18 protein-coding genes and 3 pseudogenes are annotated in these 22,609 nt (G+C 50.2%); 13 read left to right on the top strand and 8 right to left on the bottom strand.

Annotated elements, in window-relative coordinates; all coding sequences use genetic code 11:
• Positions 1 to 48: 48 nt before the first annotated feature.
• On the bottom strand, positions 49 to 1,707 hold the full coding sequence (locus tag FDX24_RS01905; RefSeq protein ID WP_137363743.1) for a glycerone kinase: 1,659 nt from the start codon (positions 1,705 to 1,707) through the stop codon (positions 49 to 51).
• 560 nt (positions 1,708 to 2,267) lie between these two features.
• On the opposite strand from FDX24_RS01905, the gene FDX24_RS01895 reads away from it, so the two are divergent.
• Complete coding sequence (locus FDX24_RS01895; RefSeq protein ID WP_005131422.1) at positions 2,268 to 3,365, top strand: glycerol dehydrogenase; 1,098 nt, start codon at positions 2,268 to 2,270, stop codon at positions 3,363 to 3,365.
• A 92-nt stretch (positions 3,366 to 3,457) separates the two neighbouring features.
• Complete coding sequence (dhaR, locus tag FDX24_RS01890; protein WP_048213505.1) at positions 3,458 to 5,383, top strand: dihydroxyacetone kinase operon transcriptional regulator DhaR; 1,926 nt, start codon at positions 3,458 to 3,460, stop codon at positions 5,381 to 5,383.
• On the opposite strand, the gene FDX24_RS01885 is transcribed toward dhaR, so the two are convergent.
• Genes FDX24_RS01885 through FDX24_RS01870 form a run of 4 tightly spaced genes read right to left on the bottom strand, consistent with a single transcriptional unit; the run spans position 5,361 to position 7,876 of the window.
• Positions 5,361 to 5,891 carry a cob(I)yrinic acid a,c-diamide adenosyltransferase gene (locus tag FDX24_RS01885; RefSeq protein WP_137363742.1) on the bottom strand — a complete coding sequence of 177 codons (531 nt, stop codon included), beginning with the start codon at positions 5,889 to 5,891 and terminating at the stop codon, positions 5,361 to 5,363. The genes dhaR and FDX24_RS01885 overlap by 23 nt on opposite strands.
• Positions 5,892 to 6,245 (bottom strand): glycerol dehydratase reactivase beta/small subunit family protein, encoded by a 354-nt coding sequence (locus FDX24_RS01880; RefSeq protein ID WP_137363741.1) that lies wholly within the window; start codon positions 6,243 to 6,245, stop codon positions 5,892 to 5,894.
• Between the two features lie 16 nt (positions 6,246 to 6,261).
• Complete coding sequence (dhaT, locus tag FDX24_RS01875; RefSeq protein ID WP_048213323.1) at positions 6,262 to 7,425, bottom strand: 1,3-propanediol dehydrogenase; 1,164 nt, start codon at positions 7,423 to 7,425, stop codon at positions 6,262 to 6,264.
• 22 nt (positions 7,426 to 7,447) lie between these two features.
• A complete protein-coding gene (locus FDX24_RS01870; RefSeq protein WP_061068649.1) occupies positions 7,448 to 7,876 on the bottom strand; it encodes a heme-binding protein in 429 nt (142 codons plus the stop codon).
• A gap of 393 nt (positions 7,877 to 8,269) precedes the next feature.
• Here FDX24_RS01870 and FDX24_RS01865 point away from each other — a divergent pair, with 393 nt between their 5' ends.
• The 9 genes from FDX24_RS01865 to FDX24_RS01825 all read left to right on the top strand — a co-directional run bounded on the left by FDX24_RS01865 (position 8,270) and on the right by FDX24_RS01825 (position 17,684).
• Complete coding sequence (locus FDX24_RS01865; RefSeq protein WP_061068648.1) at positions 8,270 to 9,937, top strand: propanediol/glycerol family dehydratase large subunit; 1,668 nt, start codon at positions 8,270 to 8,272, stop codon at positions 9,935 to 9,937.
• An 11-nt stretch (positions 9,938 to 9,948) separates the two neighbouring features.
• On the top strand, positions 9,949 to 10,533 hold the full coding sequence (locus FDX24_RS01860; protein ID WP_040230555.1) for a propanediol/glycerol family dehydratase medium subunit: 585 nt from the start codon (positions 9,949 to 9,951) through the stop codon (positions 10,531 to 10,533).
• A 2-nt stretch (positions 10,534 to 10,535) separates the two neighbouring features.
• A complete protein-coding gene (locus FDX24_RS01855) occupies positions 10,536 to 10,964 on the top strand; it encodes a glycerol dehydratase small subunit DhaB3 (protein ID WP_005131409.1) in 429 nt (142 codons plus the stop codon).
• A gap of 10 nt (positions 10,965 to 10,974) precedes the next feature.
• The gene (locus tag FDX24_RS01850) at positions 10,975 to 12,786 is read left to right on the top strand and encodes a diol dehydratase reactivase subunit alpha (RefSeq protein ID WP_137363740.1); all 1,812 of its coding nucleotides are present in this window, start codon (positions 10,975 to 10,977) and stop codon (positions 12,784 to 12,786) included.
• A gap of 113 nt (positions 12,787 to 12,899) precedes the next feature.
• The gene (locus FDX24_RS01845; protein WP_001573898.1) at positions 12,900 to 13,223 is read left to right on the top strand and encodes a DUF1889 family protein; all 324 of its coding nucleotides are present in this window, start codon (positions 12,900 to 12,902) and stop codon (positions 13,221 to 13,223) included.
• 436 nt (positions 13,224 to 13,659) lie between these two features.
• Positions 13,660 to 15,081: a 3-isopropylmalate dehydratase large subunit gene (gene leuC / locus FDX24_RS01840; protein WP_137363739.1), complete on the top strand. Its 1,422-nt coding sequence runs from the start codon at positions 13,660 to 13,662 to the stop codon at positions 15,079 to 15,081.
• Between the two features lies 1 nt (position 15,082).
• A complete protein-coding gene (leuD, locus tag FDX24_RS01835) occupies positions 15,083 to 15,709 on the top strand; it encodes a 3-isopropylmalate dehydratase small subunit (RefSeq protein ID WP_137363738.1) in 627 nt (208 codons plus the stop codon).
• A gap of 61 nt (positions 15,710 to 15,770) precedes the next feature.
• Entirely contained in the window at positions 15,771 to 16,685 is a 915-nt protein-coding gene (locus FDX24_RS01830; protein ID WP_137363737.1) for an alpha/beta fold hydrolase, read from the top strand.
• Positions 16,686 to 16,718: 33 nt separating this feature from the next.
• Positions 16,719 to 17,684 carry a LysR family transcriptional regulator gene (locus tag FDX24_RS01825; RefSeq protein WP_137363736.1) on the top strand — a complete coding sequence of 322 codons (966 nt, stop codon included), beginning with the start codon at positions 16,719 to 16,721 and terminating at the stop codon, positions 17,682 to 17,684.
• On the opposite strand, the pseudogene FDX24_RS01820 reads toward FDX24_RS01825, so the two are convergent.
• A pseudogene (locus FDX24_RS01820) lies at positions 17,629 to 17,902 on the bottom strand (cytoplasmic protein). The gene FDX24_RS01825 and the pseudogene FDX24_RS01820 overlap by 56 nt on opposite strands.
• A 421-nt stretch (positions 17,903 to 18,323) precedes the next feature.
• Here FDX24_RS01820 and FDX24_RS01815 point away from each other — a divergent pair.
• Positions 18,324 to 19,520 carry a hypothetical protein gene (locus tag FDX24_RS01815; protein WP_137363735.1) on the top strand — a complete coding sequence of 399 codons (1,197 nt, stop codon included), beginning with the start codon at positions 18,324 to 18,326 and terminating at the stop codon, positions 19,518 to 19,520.
• Here the strand turns inward: FDX24_RS01815 and FDX24_RS01810 are convergent.
• Positions 19,475 to 19,891: pseudogene (locus tag FDX24_RS01810) on the bottom strand (tyrosine-type recombinase/integrase); the annotation flags it as partial. The gene FDX24_RS01815 and the pseudogene FDX24_RS01810 overlap by 46 nt on opposite strands.
• Positions 19,892 to 19,969: 78 nt before the next feature.
• Here FDX24_RS01810 and FDX24_RS01805 point away from each other — a divergent pair.
• Positions 19,970 to 21,085 (top strand): annotated as a pseudogene (locus tag FDX24_RS01805) (IS3 family transposase).
• A 136-nt stretch (positions 21,086 to 21,221) separates the two neighbouring features.
• On the opposite strand, the gene FDX24_RS01800 reads toward FDX24_RS01805, so the two are convergent.
• Positions 21,222 to 22,391 (bottom strand): hypothetical protein, encoded by a 1,170-nt coding sequence (locus FDX24_RS01800; RefSeq protein ID WP_137363734.1) that lies wholly within the window; start codon positions 22,389 to 22,391, stop codon positions 21,222 to 21,224.
• Positions 22,392 to 22,609: the final 218 nt, after the last annotated feature.

Genomic DNA, 22,609 nt, shown 5'->3' with positions numbered 1-22,609 from the left:
CTTTGCACTCGTAGGCCTGATAAGCGCAGCGCATCAGGCACTTATGGCTTATCCCAACTCACTCTCTGCCAGTGCTTTAAACACCATTGCGACGGCGTGCGCGCCGGGGTCCATATTGCCCAGCAGGCTTTCGCCGCTGAGATACGATGCGCGGCCCGCATTGGCTTTGCTCGACAGACAGGTACGTTCTGCGCCTGCCTGTGCGGCGTCAAAAGCGGCTTGCAGGTTTTGCGGTTGTGCCAGCAGAGACGTCAGTGCGGGTTGCAGCGCGTCAATCATCGTACGGTCACCTTCGTCTGCACCACCGTAGAACTTCATCTGCGCCAGGCCCGTATTCAGCGCCTCGGCAACGTTAGCCCCTTGTTCGAGTTTCTGCCCGGCGGCGGTAAAGAAGATGGACATCAGTACGCCGCTGGACCCGCCCATCACCACGGTCAGGCGTTCGCCGATCAGGGCGAACAGCGTGGCAAGGTTATCCAGTGGCAGTCGCTGACGATGCAGCAGGTCAGCGATTTCACGTGCACCAGCGGCAAAAGTTGAACCCGTATCACCATCGCCTACTTTGGCATCCAGCGCGTTGAGGTGTGTTTCCAGATCGGAAAGCGTTCCGGTGACCTGCTCAATAATCCCGGCAACCAGCGTGTTGGCTGAGGGCTGAAATTCGACACGCGCGCTGCGCTGCGATGACGGCACACAGTTGATTTCGCGTGGTGGGACCGGGGTTGGCCAGCTGCTGGTTTCTACTTCGGTTAACAGTGCTTTTTCGATGCTCTCTTCCAGTACGATGGCGGTCAGCGAGAAACCTTTCATATCCAGGGCGGTGACCAGCGAGGCCGGGCCAATCAGCCAGTCGATACGCGGATGCAGTGGGCTGTTTGCCAGTTCCCGAGTGATAATAGCCATTTCAGCAACGGACACGCCGCCCAGGTTATTAATCATTACTGCCAGACGGCCGGTTTCGGGCAGTGCCGCCAGCAGTTTATCCACCATCAAATTCACCACCTGCGCACTGTTTTGCGTGTCGATAACCGAAGCACCTGGTTCGCCGTGAATGCCCATGCCCAGTTCGGCATGGCCCGCATGATGGCGCGGTGCGGCGTCGGTTTCCTGCGGCAGGTTGCAACTGGAAATGGCGACACCCAGGCTGAAGGTGTTACTTGCTGCATACTGCGCTTCACGCAGGACGGTAGCGAGGTTGTAGCCGCGTTCAGCGAAATAGCCTGCCACTTTATGAACCAGGATGGTGCCCGCAATCCCGCGAGGATGCTTGTTATCCGGCAGGGAGATATCGTCGCCGACAATCAGCATTTCGACGTTATAGCCAAGGCGGCGTGCTTTTTCGGCGGCGAGGCCGAAGTTAAGACGATCGCCGGTGTAATTTTTAACGATCAACAGACAGCCTGCCTCGCCAGTTACCGCCTGGATTGCGGTCAGCACTGCATCTACGCTCGGGGACGCAAACACGTCGCCACAGACCGCAGCGGTGAGCATGCCTTTACCGATAAAACCAACGTGCGCAGGTTCGTGTCCCGAACCGCCGCCAGAAATGACCGCCACGTTATCTTTGTTGAGATCGCGACGTACCACGATGCGAATAGCCGGATCGCTTTCCAGACGCGCCAGATTGTTCCACGGACTGGTGATAATCGTACCGTCGATGACGTCGTTAACGAGTTGGGTACGCTGATTAAAAAAGAATTGAGACATAACGGCTCCTCGAGGTTGAGTGTAAGACAAACCCCCGAATGCATTGTCATGGTGCGGAGGCGATGGGGAGATTCTGGCGGAGTCAGCGTGGAAAAAAACAGCGGCAAAATGAGTTTCATTACGGAACGTAATTGTTATTTTTTGTTCCGTAATGGAACGCATTTGTGAGATGAACGATCACAATGCGAGCCCGCTCGACTTTTTTATCGCCTTTTCAGTGCTGGCCACACCGCACAGTAAACGTTTTGTTACTGCTTTTAACGGCGTCAGAGAGGGGCAAAGGGAATTTGATTTTCGCGTTCTGCAAGGATTTGTCGGAAAATGAACGGATCGGGATCGCAAACCTTAGTATTTTCAGGGTTAACCGTTTCAATATGGAACGCATATCATTTTTATTTGTTTCATATCAGAACAAAAAGACGAATGATTTTTTTGTTCCCGCCTCGCCATACAGTTATTGCATCGCTCCGGTCTCCCGTTTTCGCCGTTCGCAATAGGCTAAACAGGTTAACGCCAGGGCTCACCATGTAAAAACATGTACTTATTTGAGGATGAAAGGAATGCTAAAAGTTATTCAATCTCCAGCCAAATATCTCCAGGGTCCTGACGCTTCTACCTTATTTGGTCAATACGCTAAAAATCTGGCAGACAGCTTTTTCGTGATTGCAGATGACTTCGTCATGAAACTGGCGGGAGACAAAGTACTCAATGGCCTGCACAGCCACGGTATTAGTTGCCACGCGGAACGCTTCAATGGCGAATGCAGCCATGTTGAAATTAATCGCCTGATTGCCATTCTGAAGCAGCACGGTTGCCGTGGTGTGGTTGGGATTGGCGGTGGGAAAACGCTGGATACAGCCAAAGCGATCGGTTACTACCAGAAACTGCCGGTGGTGGTGATCCCAACTATCGCCTCAACTGATGCGCCAACCAGTGCGCTGTCTGTTATCTATACCGAAGCCGGTGAGTTCGAAGAATATCTGATCTACCCGAAAAACCCGGATATGGTTGTCATGGATACGGCAATTATCGCCAAAGCGCCGGTACGTCTGCTGGTAGCCGGGATGGGCGATGCGCTCTCGACCTGGTTTGAAGCAAAAGCGTGTTTTGATGCCAGAGCGACCAGCATGGCGGGAGGACAGTCCACGGCGGCGGCCCTGAGCCTGGCGCGCTTGTGCTATGATACGTTGCTGGCAGAAGGTGAAAAGGCTCGCCTGGCGGCGCAAGCTGGCGTGGTGACCGATGCTCTGGAACGTATCGTGGAAGCGAACACCTATCTCAGCGGCATCGGCTTTGAAAGCAGTGGTCTTGCGGGTGCACACGCCATCCATAATGGCTTCACCATTCTGGAAGAGTGTCACCATTTGTACCACGGTGAAAAAGTGGCGTTTGGTACGCTGGCGCAACTGGTGCTGCAGAACAGCCCGATGGAAGAGATCGAAACGGTGCTGAATTTCTGCCAGAAAGTAGATCTGCCGGTAACGCTGGCGCAAATGGGCGTGAAAGACGGCATCGACGCTAAGATTATGGCCGTTGCGAAAGCCACCTGCGCGGAAGGTGAAACCATTCACAATATGCCGTTCCCGGTGACGCCTGAAAGCGTCCATGCCGCTATTCTGACGGCAGATCTGCTGGGACAGCAGTGGCTGGCACGTTAATCAGACGTCGGTAAGCCTTTTATTTGGCATCTTCTCCCCCTCTGGCAGTCTCTGCCGGAGGGGTTGTCTATGGTAAAACAGCGGAAATGGATATGACGGCGCACACTCATGGCATCGGGAAGGAAGTCTCTTCGGTCATTGCTCAGTCATGGCATCGTTGCAGCAAGTTTATGCAGCGGGAAACCTGGCAGGCACCGCATCAGGCACAGGGACTGACTTTTGCGTCGATTTGTCGCCGTAAGACTGCGCTACTGACGATTGGACAGGCTGCGCTGGAAGATGCCTGGGAGTTTATGGATGGACGTCCGTGCGCACTGCTGATTCTGGATGAATCGGCTTGTATTCTCAGCCGGTGCGGCGATCCGCAGACGGTGGAACAGCTGGCGGAACTTGGCTTTCGTGACGGTAGCTACTGTGCGGAAAGCATTATCGGCAGTTGTGCGCTATCGCTGGCAACGATGCCAGGGCAGCCGACAAAAACCTCTGGCGATCAGCATTTTAAGCAGGCGCTGCATCCGTGGTCGTTCTGCTCGACGCCGGTCTTCGATAACCATGGTCGACTGTTTGGCTCTATTTCTTTGTGCTGTCTGGTAGAGCATGAGTGCGTTTCTGATTTGTCCCTGACGCTGGCGATTGCCAGAGAAGTCGGCAACTCTTTGCTGACTGATAGCCTGCTGGCCGAATCTAACCGCCATCTGAATCAGATGTACGGACTGCTGGAAAGCATGGATGATGGCGTGATGGCGTGGAACGAGCAGGGCGTTCTGCAATTTCTTAATGCCCGTGCCGCTTTGCTTTTACATCTGGATGCACAGGCCAGCCAGGGTAAAAACATTAATGACTTGCTCAATCTGCCCATGCTGCTGCGCCGGGCGATAAAACATGCCCGCGGCCTGAATCACGTCGAAGTCACCTTTGAAAGTCAGCATCAGTTTGTTGATGCCGTCATTACCCTGAAGCCGATTGTTGAAGAGCAGGGCAACAGCTTTATTCTGCTGCTGCACCCGGTCGAACAAATGCGCCAACTGATGACCAGCCAGCTCGGAAAAGTCAGCCACACCTTTGAACAGATGTCGACGGATGACCCGGAAACCCGTCGGCTGATCCATTTTGGTCGCCAGGCGGCGAGAGGGAGTTTCCCTATTCTGTTGTGTGGTGAAGAGGGAGTGGGTAAAGAGCTATTGAGCCAGGCTATTCACAATGAAAGTGAGCGTGCCAGCGGGCCGTATATCGCCGTGAACTGCCAACTGTATGCCAACAGCGTGCTGGGGCAGGATTTTATGGGCAGTGCGCCAACCGATGATGAAAACGGTCGGCTGAGCCGCCTTGAACTGGCGAACGGCGGTACGCTGTTTCTGGAAAAAATTGAGTATCTGGCACCAGAGTTGCAATCCGCGTTGTTGCAGGTTATCAAGCAGGGCGTATTGACCCGCCTTGATGCCCGCCGCCTGATCCCGGTAGATGTCAAAGTGATTGCTACTACCACGGTTGATCTCGCCAACCTGGTGGAGCAAAACCGCTTTAGCCGCCAACTGTATTACGCGTTACACTCCTTTGAAATTGTTATTCCACCGCTGCGGGCACGGCGTAACAGCATTCCGGCGCTGATTCATACACGCTTAAATAGCCTGAAAAAACGCTTTTCATCCAGCCTGAAGCTGGACGATGACGCGCTGGCGCAACTGGTGGCCTACTCGTGGCCGGGCAATGATTTTGAACTCAACAGCATTATCGAAAATATCGCCATTAGTAGCGACAATGGCCATATTCGCCTGAGTAATCTGCCGGATTATCTGTTTGCCGAACGTCCGGGTCTGGAAGCAGCATCTTCACTGCTGCCAGCCAGCCTGACGTTTACCGCCATCGAAAAAGAGGCGATTATCCATGCCGCCCGCGTCACCAGCGGACGTGTGCAGGAAATGTCGCAACTGTTGAATATTGGCCGCACCACCTTGTGGCGCAAGATGAAGCAGTACGACATCGATGCCAGCCAGTTTAAGCGCAAACATCTGGAGTAGTTTCTTCGATTCTGGCCATCGAAAACAGCGCATCTGACAGACGATTGATGTAAAGCTTAAGCTCATCACGCAGCGTCAACGTTCTGCCCATGGTGATGAGGAGTCGCTCCAGCCGACGCGCCAGCGTGCGCGCAACGTGTAGCTGTGCCGATGCGAGGTTTTTCCCCGGAATAACAAACTCTTTTAGCGGACCGCTTTGCGTCATATTGCGATCAATAAGCTGCTCCAGCGCCTGAATATCCTCGGGACTAATCGTCTGCGTTAAGCGAGCAAGACCCTTCTCATCGCTGGCAAGTTCCGCGCCGAGCACAAACAGCGTCTTCTGGATGGTATGTAAATCCTGGCGAAGCTCTGTCAGGCGCGTGCTGGCGTAGCAGACGCCAAGCTGGGAAATCAGTTCGTCCACGGTGCCATAGGCATTCACGCGGATATCGTCTTTGTCGATACGGCTGCCGCCAAACAGCGCGGTTGTGCCCTTATCACCAGTGCGGGTATAGATACGGTACATTTATGTTATCTCGCTGAAAGGAAGCACTTTGACCAGTTGACCGGCATTGGCACCAAGCGTGCGGATCTGCGCCATTCCGGCGGCGATATGACCACGGATCAGCGCCCGATCCTCGGGCAACTGGGCGTGGGTTATAGCAATATCACCCGTGGCGTTAAGACCAAGACCGACACGCAGCGTGGAGCTTTTGGCCGCAAGTTTGCTCAATGCCAGTGCGCAGTCATGCTCGTCGCAACAGATTGCCCGGCAAGGGACGCCTTGCTCTTCCAGTCCCCAGCACAGCTCATCAAGCACGCGAGTATCCTGCCAGCGTGAGTGATAAAACAGATGTACGCCCGGTGATGAAAGTGACATTGCGCCCCCTGTACTATCAGAATGCCTGACGGAAGATCTCGGCAATTTCTTTCTCGTTCCCTTTGCGCGGGTTAGAGAAGGCGTTGCCGTCCTTCAGCGCCATTTCCGCCATGTACGGGAAATCGGCTTCTTTGACACCCAGATCGCGCAGATGCTGCGGAATGCCGATGTCAGCAGAGAGACGAGCAATGGCGTGAATGGCCAGCTCAGCGGCATCCATGGTTGACAGCCCGTCGGTGTTCTCGCCCATAAACTCAGCGATATCGGCAAATTTTTCCGGGTTAGCGATGAGGTTATAACGGGCTACGTGTGGCAGCAATACCGCATTTGCCACGCCGTGCGGCATGTCGTACAGACCACCGAGCTGGTGTGCCATCGCATGAACATAGCCGAGATTGGCGTTGTTGAAGGCCATACCCGCCAGCAGCGAAGCATAGGCCATATTTTCACGGGCTTTCAGGTTGCTGCCCAGCGCCACAGCCTGACGTAAATTACGCGCGATCAGGCGGATCGCCTGGATAGCGGCGGCATCGGTGACCGGGTTGGCATCTTTGGAAATATAGGCTTCCACGGCGTGGGTCAGGGCGTCCATCCCGGTGGCGGCGGTCAGCGGGGCGGGTTTACCGAGCATCAGCAGCGGGTCATTAATGGAAACCGACGGCAGGTTACGCCAGCTGACGATCACGAATTTCACTTTGGTTTTGGTATTGGTCAGCACGCAGTGGCGGGTGACTTCGCTGGCCGTACCGGCAGTGGTATTCACCGCGACAATCGGCGGCAGCGGGTTGGTCAGGGTTTCAATCCCGGCATAGCTGTAGAGATCGCCTTCGTGCGTGGCTGCGATACCGATACCTTTACCGCAGTCATGCGGGCTACCGCCGCCGACAGTAACGATGATATCGCACTGCTCTTTACGAAAGACCTCCAGACCGTCGCGCACGTTGGTATCTTTAGGGTTCGGCTCTACGCCGTCAAATACGACCACCTCAATCCCGGCTTCACGCAGATGTGCCAGCGTTTTATCTACCGCACCGTCTTTTATCGCCCGCAGACCTTTATCGGTGACCAGCAGCGCTTTTTTACCGCCTAATAGTTTGCAACGTTCGCCGACAACGGAAATAGCATTGGGGCCAAAGAAGTTCACATTTGGCACTAGGTAATCAAACATACGATAGCTCATAATATACCTTCTTAGATTTAAATTATAATTCAGAGAAACAATTCAGTGCGGTTTCTGCTAATAATCTGTCTTGTTCCACGGTGCCGCCGCTAACGCCGACGGCACCAATTAATTGACCGTCAAATACAACAGGTAAACCGCCACCAAAAATAACGATTCGCTGTTGATTGGTGAGCTGTAAACCATATAGAGAAGCACCTGGTTGTACTGCATCGGTAATTTCATGGGTGCCCTGCCGCAGACAGCAGGCGGTCCAGGCTTTATTGAGAGAAATATCACAACTGGTGACAAACGCCTCGTCCATGCGCTGCATCAGTAGCGTGTTTCCGCCGTGGTCGACCACGGAAAAGACCACCGGAACGTTGATTTCAATCGCTTTTGCCTCGACGGCAGTCGCCATTTTCTTTGCGGCCGCCAGCGTAATGGTGGCGATTTGTTGGCTCTTATTCACAGTATCTCCTGACAAGGTTGTAGGGCTGAGGTCGCAAAAAATATCGCGCTACAGCTATTTTTTCTCATTGGGTTTTCTGTATTTTCTCGCGACGCGTTATTAAGTCAATAGTGTGGATTTTTCTAAAATATTAATTTAATTCCCTGCGTTCGGCATTTGTTGATAATGATCATTTAAGCGCGTCACAATTCTTTATGGATATTCCTGTTGACCGTTTCAATATGAAACGCTGACATTTAAATATGTATCAAATTGGAACGTAATTAATTTTATTTTTTTATCGGCCTGCTCATTTAAAGTTCGGCTATTGCTGATAAAGGCGATTGCTGGGGGGATAGAGCACCAGCGATACAGCCTGGCGTCCCTATTCTTTATCTTTTGAGTCTATAAACTATGAGAAGATCAAAACGATTCGAAGTTCTTGCGAAGCGCCCTGTAAATCAGGATGGGCTTATTGGCGAATGGCCGGAAGAAGGTCTGATCGCCATGGAAAGTCCCTACGATCCAGCCTCTTCTGTGAAGGTGGAAAAGGGTCGTATCGTTGAACTGGACGGCAAGCGCCGCGCCGAGTTCGACATGATTGACCGCTTTATTGCCGACTACGCGATAAACGTGGCTGAAACCGAGCGTGCCATGCAGCTCGACGCACTGGAGATCGCCAGAATGCTGGTGGATATCCACGTCAGTCGCGAAGAGATCATTGCCATTACCACCGCTATTACCCCGGCGAAAGCGGTGGAGGTGATGGCGAAAATGAACGTGGTAGAGATGATGATGGCGCTGCAAAAAATGCGCGCCCGACGCACCCCCTCTAACCAGTGCCACGTGACCAACCTGAAAGATAATCCGGTGCAGATTGCCGCCGATGCCGCTGAAGCGGGGATTCGTGGTTTTTCCGAGCAGGAAACGACGGTCGGGATTGCCCGCTATGCGCCGTTTAACGCCCTTGCGCTGTTGGTCGGTTCTCAGTGTGGTCGCCCTGGCGTACTGACACAATGTTCTGTTGAAGAGGCTACTGAGCTGGAGCTGGGAATGCGTGGGTTAACCAGCTACGCCGAAACGGTGTCGGTCTACGGAACGGAATCGGTATTCACTGACGGCGACGATACGCCATGGTCAAAAGCGTTTCTCGCCTCGGCCTATGCGTCCCGCGGCCTGAAGATGCGCTACACCTCCGGTACCGGTTCGGAAGCCTTGATGGGCTATTCCGAAAGTAAATCGATGCTGTATCTGGAGTCGCGCTGCATTTTTATCACCAAAGGCGCGGGTGTACAGGGGCTGCAAAACGGCGCGGTTAGCTGTATCGGGATGACGGGCGCAGTGCCGTCGGGGATCCGCGCGGTACTGGCTGAAAACCTGATTGCGTCGATGCTCGACCTTGAAGTGGCCTCGGCTAATGACCAGACCTTCTCACACTCCGATATTCGCCGTACCGCCCGCACCCTGATGCAGATGCTGCCCGGCACCGACTTTATCTTCTCTGGCTATAGCGCCGTCCCCAATTACGACAACATGTTTGCCGGTTCTAACTTCGATGCTGAAGACTTCGATGATTACAACATACTGCAACGTGACCTGATGGTTGACGGCGGCCTGCGCCCGGTAACCGAAGAAGAAACCATCGCTATCCGTAACAAGGCGGCGCGGGCTATCCAGGCGGTATTCCGCGAACTGGGCCTGCCGACTATCAGTGATGAGGAAGTGGAGGCTGCCACCTACGCTCACGGCAGCAAAGACATGCCTGCGCGCAATGTGGTGGAAGATCTGGCGGCAGTGGAAGAGATGATGAAGCGCAACATTACCGGGCTGGATATCGTCGGGGCGCTAAGCGGTAGCGGATTTGAAGATATCGCCAGCAATATTCTCAATATGTTGAGACAGCGCGTGACCGGTGATTACCTGCAAACATCGGCCATTCTGGATCGTCAGTTCGACGTGGTCAGCGCCGTGAATGACATCAATGATTATCAGGGACCCGGCACCGGCTATCGCATCAGTGCCGAACGCTGGGCAGAAATTAAAAATATTGCGGGCGTGGTTCAGCCCAGCTCGATTGAATAAGGCGGTACACCGTGGAATGCACAACTGAACGTAAGCCCGTTTTTACCTTGCAGGTCAGTGAAGGCGAGGCGGCAAAAGCAGACGATCGCGCTGATGAAGTGGTGATTGGCGTCGGGCCGGCCTTTGGCAAGCACCAGCATAAAACCCTGATTGATATGCCGCACAACGCGATTCTGAAAGAGCTGGTGGCAGGGATTGAAGAAGAGGGGCTGCATGCGCGAGTGGTGAGAATTCTGCGCACCTCTGATGTCTCTTTTATGGCGTGGGATGCGGCGAACCTCAGTGGCTCCGGCATCGGGATTGGTATTCAGTCAAAGGGAACCACAGTTATTCATCAGCGTGATTTACTGCCCCTGAGTAACCTTGAACTCTTCTCTCAGGCCCCGCTGCTGACGCTGGAAACCTATCGCCAGATTGGAAAGAACGCTGCGCGCTATGCACGCAAAGAGTCGCCCTCGCCGGTTCCGGTGGTCAATGACCAGATGGTGCGCCCCAAATTTATGGCCAAAGCCGCGCTGTTTCACATTAAAGAAACCAAGCATGTGGTGCAGGATGCTGCGCCTGTCACGCTGCATATTGCATTAGTAAGGGAATGACAATGAACGACAACATCATGACCGCGCAGGATTATCCTTTAGCTACCCGCTGCCCGGAGAAAATCCTGACCCCCACCGGGAAACCGCTAACCGATATCACCCTTGAGAATGTGCTGGCGGGACATGTAGGGCCGCAGGATGTGCGTATTTCTCAGCAAACGCTGGAGTATCAGGCGCAGATTGCCGAACAGATGCAACGTCACGCCGTGGCGCGCAACTTCCGCCGCGCGGCCGAACTGATTGCCATCCCGGATACCCGCATTCTGGAAATCTACAACGCGCTACGTCCGTTTCGCTCTTCATTCGCGGAGCTACAGGCGATCGCTGATGAGCTGGAACATACCTGGCACGCGACGGTGAACGCCGGATTTGTGCGTGAGTCGGCAGAGGTGTATCAGCAGAGAAACAAGCTGCGTAAAGGCAGCCAGTGACGGAGGGAATATGCCGTTAATCGCAGGGATTGATATCGGCAACGCCACCACGGAAGTGGCGTTGGCGCAGCATGACCGGTTTATCGCCAGCGGGATTGTCGCGACCACGGGCATGAAAGGAACGCGGGACAATATTGCCGGGGTGGTCGCTTCCCTGCAGCAGGCGCTGGAAAAAACGCCATGGTCGCTTAAAGATGTGGCGAAAATCTGTATCAATGAAGCCGCTCCGGTGATTGGCGATGTGGCGATGGAAACCATCACGGAAACCATCATTACCGAATCAACGATGATAGGGCATAACCCACAAACGCCCGGCGGCGTTGGCGTGGGAATGGGAACCACCATTGCTGTGGAGAAGCTGGCGGCATTGAGTGAGGATCGATTTGCTCAGGGCTGGATCCCATTGGTGGGTGAGGCAATGGATTTTCTCGAGGCAGTTTGGCTCATCAATGAGGCACTGGATCGCGGAATCAACGTGGTGGCGGCGATCCTGAAAAAAGATGATGGCGTGTTGGTGAATAATCGCCTGCGTCGGCCAATGCCGGTGGTTGATGAAGTCACCCTGCTGGAGAAGGTGCCGGAAGGCGTGCTGGCGGCGGTGGAAGTGGCGGCCGCGGGACAGGTGGTGCGGGTGCTGTCGAATCCTTACGGTATCGCTACCTTCTTTGCCCTGACGCCGGAGGAAACACAAACCATCGTCCCTATTGCCAGAGCGCTGATTGGTAACCGCTCCGCCGTGGTGCTGAAAACCCCGCAGGGCGATGTGCAATCAAGAGTGATCCCGGCGGGTAAGATCTTTATCCGTGGTGAAAAGCGTGGCGGTGAAGCCGACGTAGCGCAAGGTGCGCAGGCCATTATGCAGGCGATGAACGCCTGCGCGCCCGTGCGAGATATTGGTGGGGAAGCTGGTACGCACGCAGGCGGCATGCTGGAGCGAGTGCGTAAGGTGATGGCCTCGCTGACTGGGCATGATATGAACGCGGTGCATATTCAGGATCTGTTGGCGGTTGATACGTTTATTCCGCGCAAGGTGCAGGGCGGCATCGCCGGGGAGTGTTCGATGGAAAATGCTGTCGGCATTGCGGCGATGGTGAAATCCGATCGTTTACAAATGCAGGCTATTGCCAGCGAGTTGAGCGCGCGATTAAACACCTCCGTTGAAGTAGGAGGGGTAGAGGCCAATATGGCCGTGACAGGTGCGTTAACGACGCCTGGATGTGCTGCACCGCTGGCGATCCTCGATTTAGGCGCAGGTTCCACTGATGCAGCCATCATCAATAGCGAAGGGACAGTAAAGGCGGTACATCTGGCCGGTGCGGGTAATATGGTCAGCCTGTTGATTCAGACGGAGCTGGGTCTGAGCGATCCGTTTCTGGCCGAGGAAATAAAAAAATACCCGCTGGCGAAAGTAGAGAGCCTGTTCAGTATTCGTCATGAGAACGGTGCGGTGGAGTTTTTCCGCGAACCGCTCAGCCCATCAGTATTCGCCAAAGTGGTGTATCTGAAAGGTGGCGAGCTGATCCCGGTAGATAACCAGACTTCGCTGGAAAAAATTCGTCTGGTGCGACGTCAGGCCAAAGAGAAGGTTTTTGTGACCAACTGCCTGCGTGCATTGCGCCAGGTGTCTCCCGGCGGATCCATTCGCGATATCTCTTTCGTGGTGCTGGTGGGCGGTTCCTCGTTGGATTTCGAAATCCCACAGATGATTACCGACGCGCTGGCACATTACGGGGTTGTCGCCGGACAGGGCAACATTCGTGGTACCGAAGGGCCGCGTAATGCGGTGGCGACCGGGCTGGTTTTGGCCGGAATGGCGAATTAATTGTGCAGAAAACAGCCGCCGCAAGCGTTTAGCTGCGGGGTAAATCAAATAAAGGCAACGTTCTCTTTGATATCCCGGCGGAGTTGGGTACATAGTATAAATGTGTCTCTCACGTGGTTAATTTTAAGGATAAGAGCATGCCAACAGCAATTGAGAAAGCATTGGATTTTATTGGTGGTATGAACACTTCGGCGTCAGTACCCCATTCAATGGATGAAAGTACCGCTAAGGGAATCCTAAAGTATTTGCATGACTTAGGTGTGCCAGCGAGTCCGGAAGTTGTAATGGCACGGGGTGAGCAGGAGGGATGGAATCCTGAGTTCACGAAAAAAGTAGCCGGATGGGCAGAAAAAGTCGCCTCCGGTAACCGTATCCTTATCAAGAATCCAGAGTATTTTTCGACCTATATGCAGGAGCAGCTCAAAGAACTCGTGTGAGCTGACTATCGAATAAAACGCTAACGGACGTTTCCATCCTCGGGATGGCAGCGTCCAAAAGCGCTGCCACAATTCTGATTAATCCCGATTACCATCCTGGTGCGTTTAAAACGCGTGGCTAACTCTGTATCTTAAAAATAACCACGTTTTTATTATCTGGTTAACCTCTGACGATCTCCATTTCATAAAATACGCCATTTCGTTTTGTCCCTCTGGGCACAATAAAAATATGAACATAATCAGGTCAGCGGTGCCTGCGGAATTGTTGTGATCGCAGCGCAACCTACTCTGGGCGGCGTCTGCTCACCAACACGAAGTGTGTTTTTATACTTTCCCGACTGGAATCATCGTTTTTTCATGAATGTGTCACTATAGCTAAAAGCCTCAATGACGAATATCTCATTATTCAGCCATTCGTTACCCCAGGAATATATCTATGTCTGCTAAAACGCTGTATGAAAAATTAGTTGAATCGCATACCGTTCGGGAACTTGATAACGAAGGGCATGTTTTACTTTATATCGATCGTTCGATACTCAATGAATATACCAGTCCACAAGCATTTAGCGGGTTAAGGGAACAGGGACGGCCGGTGCGGCATCCGGAAGCCTTTCTGCTGAATGTTGATCATGTTAATCCCACCCGGCCGCAGCGCGATATGCTGATGACGGATCCCGGCGGTCAGTTACAGGTTGATTATTTTCGGGAAAATGCCGCTGATTTTGGTATCACGTTATTTGATGTGCTGGACCCACGGCAAGGGATAGAACATGTCGTTGCCCACGAGCAAGGGCTGGTCATGCCCGGAATGGTGATTGCGGCTGGCGACAGCCATACCACCACTTACGGTGCGTTTGGCGCTCTGGGATTTGGTATCGGTACGTCGGAAATCGAACACCTGCTGGCGACTCAGACGCTGGTCTATCGCAAGCTGAAAACCCTGCGTGTCAGCGTTAAGGGTGAATTGCCTTTTGGTTGTTCTGCAAAAGATATCGTTCTTGAATTACTCGAACGTACTGGCGCAGATGGTGCGACAGGATATGCCATCGAATTCGACGGTGAAACAATCAGTGCCCTGAGTGTTGAGGGGCGAATGACGCTTTGCAATATGGCCGTGGAGGCAGGAGCTCGCGGTGCGATTATTGCGCCGGATGAAAAGGTTTTTGACTATATCCACGGGAAGCCGCAAATGCCCGCAGGTGAACTCTGGCAACAGGCATTGCAGGAGTGGTCGCAGTTAAGTAGTGATGCTGATGCGGTTTTTGATAAGACCGTGACGATCGACTGTCTCGATCTTGAACCTAAAGTGACCTGGGGGATCAGCCCGGATCAAACCTGTGCGATCACCGGCCATGTCCCATCCCCGGAACACGAAACGCATCCACTTAAACGCCTCGCGCTTGAGAAAGCTCTCCAGTATATGGATCTGCTGCCCGGTACGCCGGTGAGTGACCTTCGTATTTCGCACGCTTTTATTGGCTCATGCACGAATGGCCGTATTGAAGATCTGCGGGCCGTCGCGAAAGTCGTGGCAGGACGCAAAATTGCCAGCCATGTGCGCGGGATTATTGTGTCCGGTTCAACGCAGGTCCGGTGCCAGGCGGAAGACGAGGGGCTGGCGAAAATCTTTATTGATGCTGGTTTTGAATGGCGTCAGTCGGGTTGCTCAATGTGCCTTGCGATGAACGAGGACGTACTGGCAGCAGGCGATCGCTGCGCATCGGGTACGAACCGTAATTTCCCTGGGCGGCAAGGCGCAGGGGCAAGAACGCATTTAATGAGCCCGGCGATGGTCGCGGCAGCAGCGGTAGCAGGGCATCTGGTCGATGTTCGGACATTACTTCAGGCGGGGGAATGAGATGGATACGTTTAAGCAAATTAGCGGGCGAATTGCGCCAATGCTGGAACCGAATATCGACACCGATGTGATTATGCCTAAACAGTTCCTGAAAGGGATCGATCGTCAGGGGTTGAATAAAGGGGTGTTTTTCGATCGCCGTTTCCTGGGCAATGGTCAGCCTAATCCCGATTTTATTCTCAATATGCCGGGCTGGCAGGACGCGACGTTTTTGCTGGTCGGCCCCAACTTTGGCTGCGGATCGAGCCGCGAACATGCCGTTTGGGGATTAAAACAGTTGGGCATCCGGGCGCTGTTAGGTTCCACTTTCGCCGGGATTTTTGATGACAACTGCCAGCGCAACGGGATCCTGACAATCTCTTTGGATGACGCGTCTCTGGCTCGTCTGGCACAGTTAGCTGCGAAGGCTGACAGCAATCTGATCACGGTTTCTCTTGAACGCTGCGAGATTGTGACAGCAGATGAAACACTTCCTTTTGTCATTAGTGAACTCAAACGAGAGATGTTGGCCGCTGGCGAAGATGCGATTGCCTGGACACTGCAATATCTGCCAGAGATCGTAAATTTTGAGGCGCAGCATTACGCGCGGCGCCCATGGTTAAAGTGTCCGGCATCCGCACGTGGCTAAGAAAAGAGATGGCGATGAAACGGGGGCAATGTCGGGCAAGCAAAGAAGGCAGGAGACAGTGATGAGTACAGTTATTGAATGCGGCGCTTCTCCGTTCATTCCTGGGTTTGCATTAAAGGATGTACGGCTGCCAAATGGTTTAACAATCCGGGTCGCCATCGGAGGAAACGGTTCACCGTTAGTGCTCTTACATGGCCATCCGCAGAACCACATCACATGGCGTAAAGTCGCGCCGGAATTGGTGAAAAGCCACACGGTGATTTTGCCGGATTTACGGGGCTATGGAGACAGCGACAAACCGGCGAGTGACCCGGCGCATCGTACCTATTCAAAGCGTATGATGGCGCAGGATATTGTCATGCTGATGGAGATTCTGGGTTATCCGCGGTTCGCTTTTGTCGGGCATGACCGTGGAGGACGGGTGGGACATCGGCTGGCCCTTGATTATCCTGACAGTGTGACGTGTTGCACGTTCATCGACATAGCCCCGACAGCCACAATGTACGCGTTAACCAATAAGGCGTTTGCCACGCGCTATTTTTGGTGGTTTTTCCTGATCCAACCTTTTCCATTACCGGAAACAATGATCGCGCACGATCCGGCATTTTTTCTGCGCAAGCATATTGCCGGTCAGTTAAAAACTGCGGGGGCGACATCAGAAGATGCGTTCAATGAATACCTGCGCTGTTACCAGAATCCAGAGATGATCCATGCGGTCTGCGAAGATTATCGTGCCGCAGCATCGATTGATCTTGAAGACGATGCTGCGGATGCGTCTGCGCGTATTGAGTGTCCATTACTGTTGCTGTGGGGGGCTCAGGGCACGGTAGGGCAGTTGTATGATGTGGTGGATACCTGGAGAGAAAAAGCGACGCACGTGCAGGGAGAAGCTTTGCCTTGCGGGCATTCTCCGCAGGAGGAGATCCCAGAGATCTTCACGCAGAAACTGCAGTCATTTTTGCGATCGGTGTTATAACATTGTCATTTTCCGTCATCTCGCTGCGATGTTATGAAAACGACGCCTGTAGGTAAAAAGCATCGCCAGCCCCTTGAGGGCTGGCCTTCTGTTGAAGATCTTTTCGTTTTTGTCACCGTTGCCCGCAACGGTGGATTTGCCCGGGCAGCGCTGGAGCTAGGGCTATCCCCCTCCTATATCAGCAAACGCATCGCTATCCTTGAAAAATGCCTCAACGTCCGGCTTTTTTTCCGTAATAACAGAGTGATGCGTCTCACACCGGAAGGCGAAAATGCGCTGGATGGGGCGATGCAGGTCGTCAGTGAAATGGATGGCTTTGTCAGTCGTCTGGATAATCAACGAGGCGTGCTGGCAGGTAATATCACCCTCAACTGCTCATTTGGTTTTGGGCAACAATATGTCGCAGAGGCGCTGTCGTCATTTATGATCGCCTACCCTGATATCACGGTAAAACTCACGCTAACGGATCGTGAAGTGGATCTTGTGGAGGAGGGCGTCGATATTGAGATTCGCGTTGGGGATGACATCAATGAATGGTATATCGCACGGCAGTTGGCCACTAATCGCCGGATCCTTTGTGCTTCCCCTGAGTATCTCGAACGCCACGGTAAACCAGAGTCTGTTAGTGCACTTGTGCAACATGATTGCCTGATGATTCAGGAAAAAAACTCGGCATTTGGCAACTGGATATTAACGGATGGCAGGCAGCAGACACATTGCCGACTAAACGGTTTTCATTCTTCCAACAGCGGCAGCGTGGTGCTCATTTGGGCACTGAAAGGTCATGGCATTACATTGCGGTCGGAATGGGATGTTGCGCAGTATATTGCACGCGGTGAGCTGGTTCACGTGCTACCCCAGTGGTATCAGGAAGCGAATATCTGGGCCGTATATACCCGGCGTTCATCAAGCTCTGATCGTATCAAAACCTGCATCGATTTCCTCACTGAATATCTTGCACAATGCTTGCCTGGCGGCAAAGCACCGGACGTGTTGTGAGCAATAGGCGCCAACTGTAGTGGCGCCGGGTGCTCTTACTTACGTCTACTGTTGGGTGTTCTTTTTGCCAGCACCCAGTGGCTTTTAGGACTTTGCGTTGGTGGTGCGGTTTTGTTGTCTGCGATAGTGGCAAAGTTATCTTTTACCCCACCGCGTGGCCCGACCTCCACATAGATACCTCCGTTGTTACCGGAGTTCTCACCTGGTTTTAGAGTCATATTTTACCTCCTGATTTTTGGGTGACGATTATCGGAGGTTGAGGGGAGGATTAACATGGGCCAGATGGCATTGGCTGAAATGCATAAACACTGGGGGTAACTTATGGGAGGTATAATCGGTACTAAAAAGGACCTGCGATTTCTCGCAAGTCCTTGAAATTTGGTGGCCCCTGCTGGACTTGAACCAGCGACCAAGCGATTATGAGTCCCAAACCTGAAACTTTAAAAACAATAGTTTACTTTTATTTCAATGCGTTACATATTTGAATAATGCGGAATACGTAAGCATAGTAGATAGTTTTGCTGCCATTTTACTGCCAATTTTTATAGGCTTGTTAGCAATTTTATTGCATAACATTTTGATATATGTTAATTGTTTTTTTCGATTCCTTACTAAAAAACAACATACAGCACAGTTAAAATGAATAGTTTAAATGAAATAATTAAATCTCAAATTAACATCAAGATTGAATTTTTTGATGAAACCCATAAAAAATCACTTTGTAATAAAAGAAAATACCCATCCGATGTAGTGGAACGTATGAAAAAATTAGTATCAGATGGTCTTGTTGTGGATGGACATGATTTTTTAGAATATTATTTGTTTCACAACAAGCGTTATGGGATTGAAAAAGAAGATTTCATTGAAATGATTCCTTCTAAGTCAAATGAACTTAGAATGCATTTCGATATTAAAAATAATCAACTATTCAAATTAAGAAATATTGCTCTAGATAAAACGATAACTGAGCATATAGGTGAGTCAGTTGGTATGCTGGCAATCTCTCATTGTTTTAATATACAAAGTGCAGACTGGAGTTTTATACCGGAAAGTAATAAACAAAAAACCCTTGATTGCAGTCTTGCGATATCGGATACTGGATTGATTGAGTTAGAGGCAAAAGGCACATCTGCTGTTGATATAAATTTATCTGCCCCTAGTAATAGTATTTTTGAAAAAAAGAAAAACAAAAAATCTGCAAAAGGGAAATATTACTATGGTTCGATTACCACGATAGACACTTCTAATCTAACATGCTACCTTCTCGATCCGCCAGGTAATGATGGAAATTTTGATTTAAAACGTTTGAGAGTGACTAACCGACTTTCATATTACTATGAGATTCTTCGTGTCATAGCTCCATCATCAGAATTAATTGATATTTTGATGGATCGAATTGAGTCTATTCGTGAATTTAAATATGATTTAGAGTCCTTGGAGAAACTCAAGCCAAAAAATAGACCCCGCTTCAATTATGCCTCAGGCAATGAGCCGACATTTTTCTTTCGTTCGTACTACCATGATAGCAAGGAAATGAAAATTGGAGGCCGTTTTTTTTATCTCCAAGAGGGGTTGTCACTTTTCATTGGGGTGGAAAATAACCTATTAAATAAAATAGTTAATCAGAATGTCGATCATTTATTGTCTGTTGATGATGAATTGTCATCTATTGAAATTAACGAGTTAGTTAATAGAACTGCTATTCAAACAACCACTCGAGATGGACAACGAATTAAAGTAGAAGATAAGCTATTTTTCGGCTCTAGCCAATTAAAAATGAGTGGGAGAGTCTATATAAAGAATGGGCTCGCATTAGGTGTTATATCATATAAGTGAAAATATGAAGAAGTTGTTGTCAAAGGATTGAGGTATTTTGCTTCTGTTAAATGTTCTGGATCGAAATGAGCATACCTCATTGTGACCTTAATATCCGTGTGTCCTAAGATGCGCTGCAGAACAATAATGTTGCCCCCGCGCATCATAAAGTGGCTTGCAAACGTATGTCGTAATACGTGTGACAACTGCCCGTCAGGTAGTTCTATCCCCGCTCGCTTAATAGCCCCACGAAACGCAGAATAGCACCCCTTAAAGACTGGTTTCGAAGTTCTTACTTTTGGAAGTGTTTCGTAAAGTTCATCACTGATTGGAACGGCGCGGTTCTTCTTGCCCTTGGTTTTGATATAGGTGATTTTGCCGGGGCTGATTTTGTAAGTATCCCGCATAATCGTGCCATTCATATTTAGAGATCCTCCGACATAATCAATCTGCCAACGAAGGAGAACGCTATGCGTAAAGCCCGTTTTACTGAGCACCAAATCATCGCCGTGATTAAGTCGGTTGAAGCCGGACGAACCGTTAAAGATATCTGCCGGGAGTCCGGTATCTCTGAAGCCACCTACTACAACTGGAAGTCCAGATACGGTGGCATGGAGGCTTCTGATATTAAAAAGATCAAGGATCTTGAGGATGAGAACCGACGCCTCAAAAAGATGTTTGCCGACCTGAGTCTTGAGAACCGGGCGCTGAAAGAGGTTATCGAAAAAAGCTTTAAAACCAGCCTTTAAGCGTGAGCTGGTCACTCATCTGATAACGACATTCGGACTCAGTGTTCGCCAGGCCTGTCGGAGTCTGAACCTGAGCAGAACGGTTTACCATTACCGTCCGGATACCACGCGTGACGAACCCGTTATTGTCGCGTTGCAGGCAGTGGCAGAGCGATACCCACGGTACGGTTTCCCAAAACTTTTCCAGGTTCTACGGCGGTAGGGATACCCGTGGGATCACAAAAGGATCCATCGTATTTATTGTCTGCTGAAGCTGAATTTTCGCCGTAAAGGCAAACAACGGTTGCCGGTGCGTAATCCCTCGCCACTGGCCACACCGGAAGCGCTGAACCAGAGCTGGTCTGTCGATTTTATGCCTGATGCCTGATGCCTGATCTGTGGCCGTCATTTCGCACGTTCAATGTCGTTGATGACTTTAACCGTGAGGCGTTGTCGATTGAAATCGATCTGAATCTGCCAGCTCTGCGCGTGGTCCGTGTACTCGACAGGAGCGCGGCAAATCGCGGTTATCCGGTCATGCTACGCATGGATAATGGTCCGGAATTTATCTCACTTGCACTGGCTGAATGGGCAGAGCAACATGCAGTAAAACTGGAATTTATTCAGCCGGGTAAGCCGACGCAGAACGCTTTTATTGAGCGCTTTAACCGAACATACCGTACAGAAATACTCGATTTTTATCTTTTCAGAACGCTGAATGAAGTGCGGGAAATCACGGAAAGATGGGTGTCAGAATATAACTGTGAACGCCCTCATGAATCACTGAACAATATGACGCTAGAGGAGTACCGACAGCACCATTATTTAGCCGGGATCTCGAAAAATGCATGGAACTAAAACGGGTCTATTTACAGGATATGGGATACGATAGTTTTGTTTTTATCGAAAAGTTTTCGCTGGATACGCTTTAGGCTTGAGATGCTATAAAATGCGCACACGAATTTTTCCAAATTTAAATGTGCGCAATAAGTAGTTAAATCTTATCGTCAATAGAGATTAGAGAGTCTTTTAGCTGTTCGAAAAGTTTTTCATAAATTATTTCGTAGTCGCAGTTTTCCTCATCAATATTTAATCTTTTGTTTATGCTTTTTAGTTGTTCTGATTTACTTTGTTCTGATTGTAAGTGACATACCATTATTCTAAAGTCATATAGCACGAAGAATGGACACATTATTTTATCAGCATCATCCATCTTAAGGTATTCCTTTAACCATAATGAATAAAGTTTAAGACCCTTAAGATTCTTTATGTCAATTTTATTTTCTAGTTTTGATATGCTTGATTTGAAAAGTTCAACGTTCAGGGATTCAATGAAAATTCTATTGAGGGACTCTATTATTGGACTTATATGCTTATCTTCCCAATAAACTGGCTTATCTAAGTTGCTTATAATATTAGATATTTCACCCTCTAGTTTGTTCATTGGGTGGCCGTGCTTAAAGTTTGCTTTATCTGATATGTTTTTTCTTAGTTCGAAAACCTCATTCTCAATACTAGGGTCAGACCACTTGACATCTATTTGCGCGTTGTAAAACTCCGAATGTATAGAATGATCACTTTCAACGTTTTCTGATAGTAAGTAGTATTTTTCCTTTTCTGGAAGTTTGTCAATATCCCCTAGCCACATTATGACTTTCTTATTTTTGTTAATTCCAAAACTGATGATCCATTCATCATTTTTACTAGTTATGTTTCCGTACGTTGAGGAAAAGAGATCGAGTATGTAGTCCGGCGATTGTGAATATTTATTAAGGACTGAGATATCAAAGAAAACAGGAGTGAGGAATCCATCATTCCATTCTCTGTACAATCCCGGTATGAACTCATAATCAATAGAGGAATATGAAAAATTGAAACCTTCACAAAATTTATATCTTTTATCTTTTCTGTCTTCGCGTGGAGCAATATAAATAGTTCTCTCATCTCCATTCAAGGATTCTTTCACATGATAGTGGATGATCATTTTACTTTTAGTTGGGAAGTAAATGTCTCCACTCTCCTGTTCTTTCAATAAAGGCAATCCTGAGCATCTTACAGTCACATCAAGTAGTTCAGTCTTTATCTCTTCAAATGAAAGTTCAAGTGGTAAGCCATCATCTGTAAAATAAGATTGATAATCAAAGTTGCATAAACCTACAATCATGTAATCCCCCAAAAGAAATGTGATTATATTAAAAATGTAGCTAAAATCGCTATAAACCCTTATCGCAAATTTGCCACAGAATCGTTCTGTAAATCGCACGTGCTCAAAAAATGGCCAGAACGTCAGTCCGAAATCAACACCATAATGGAAACATGGAAATAGCTAAACAGCAACATACGCAAAAAAGGTAATTCATCGTTTTCTATCGCCAGTAGACT

It is taken from the genome of Citrobacter sp. wls716, assembly GCF_005280975.1.
Lineage (GTDB): Bacteria > Pseudomonadota > Gammaproteobacteria > Enterobacterales > Enterobacteriaceae > Citrobacter > Citrobacter youngae.
This window is presented reverse-complemented; position numbering and strand designations above follow the sequence as displayed.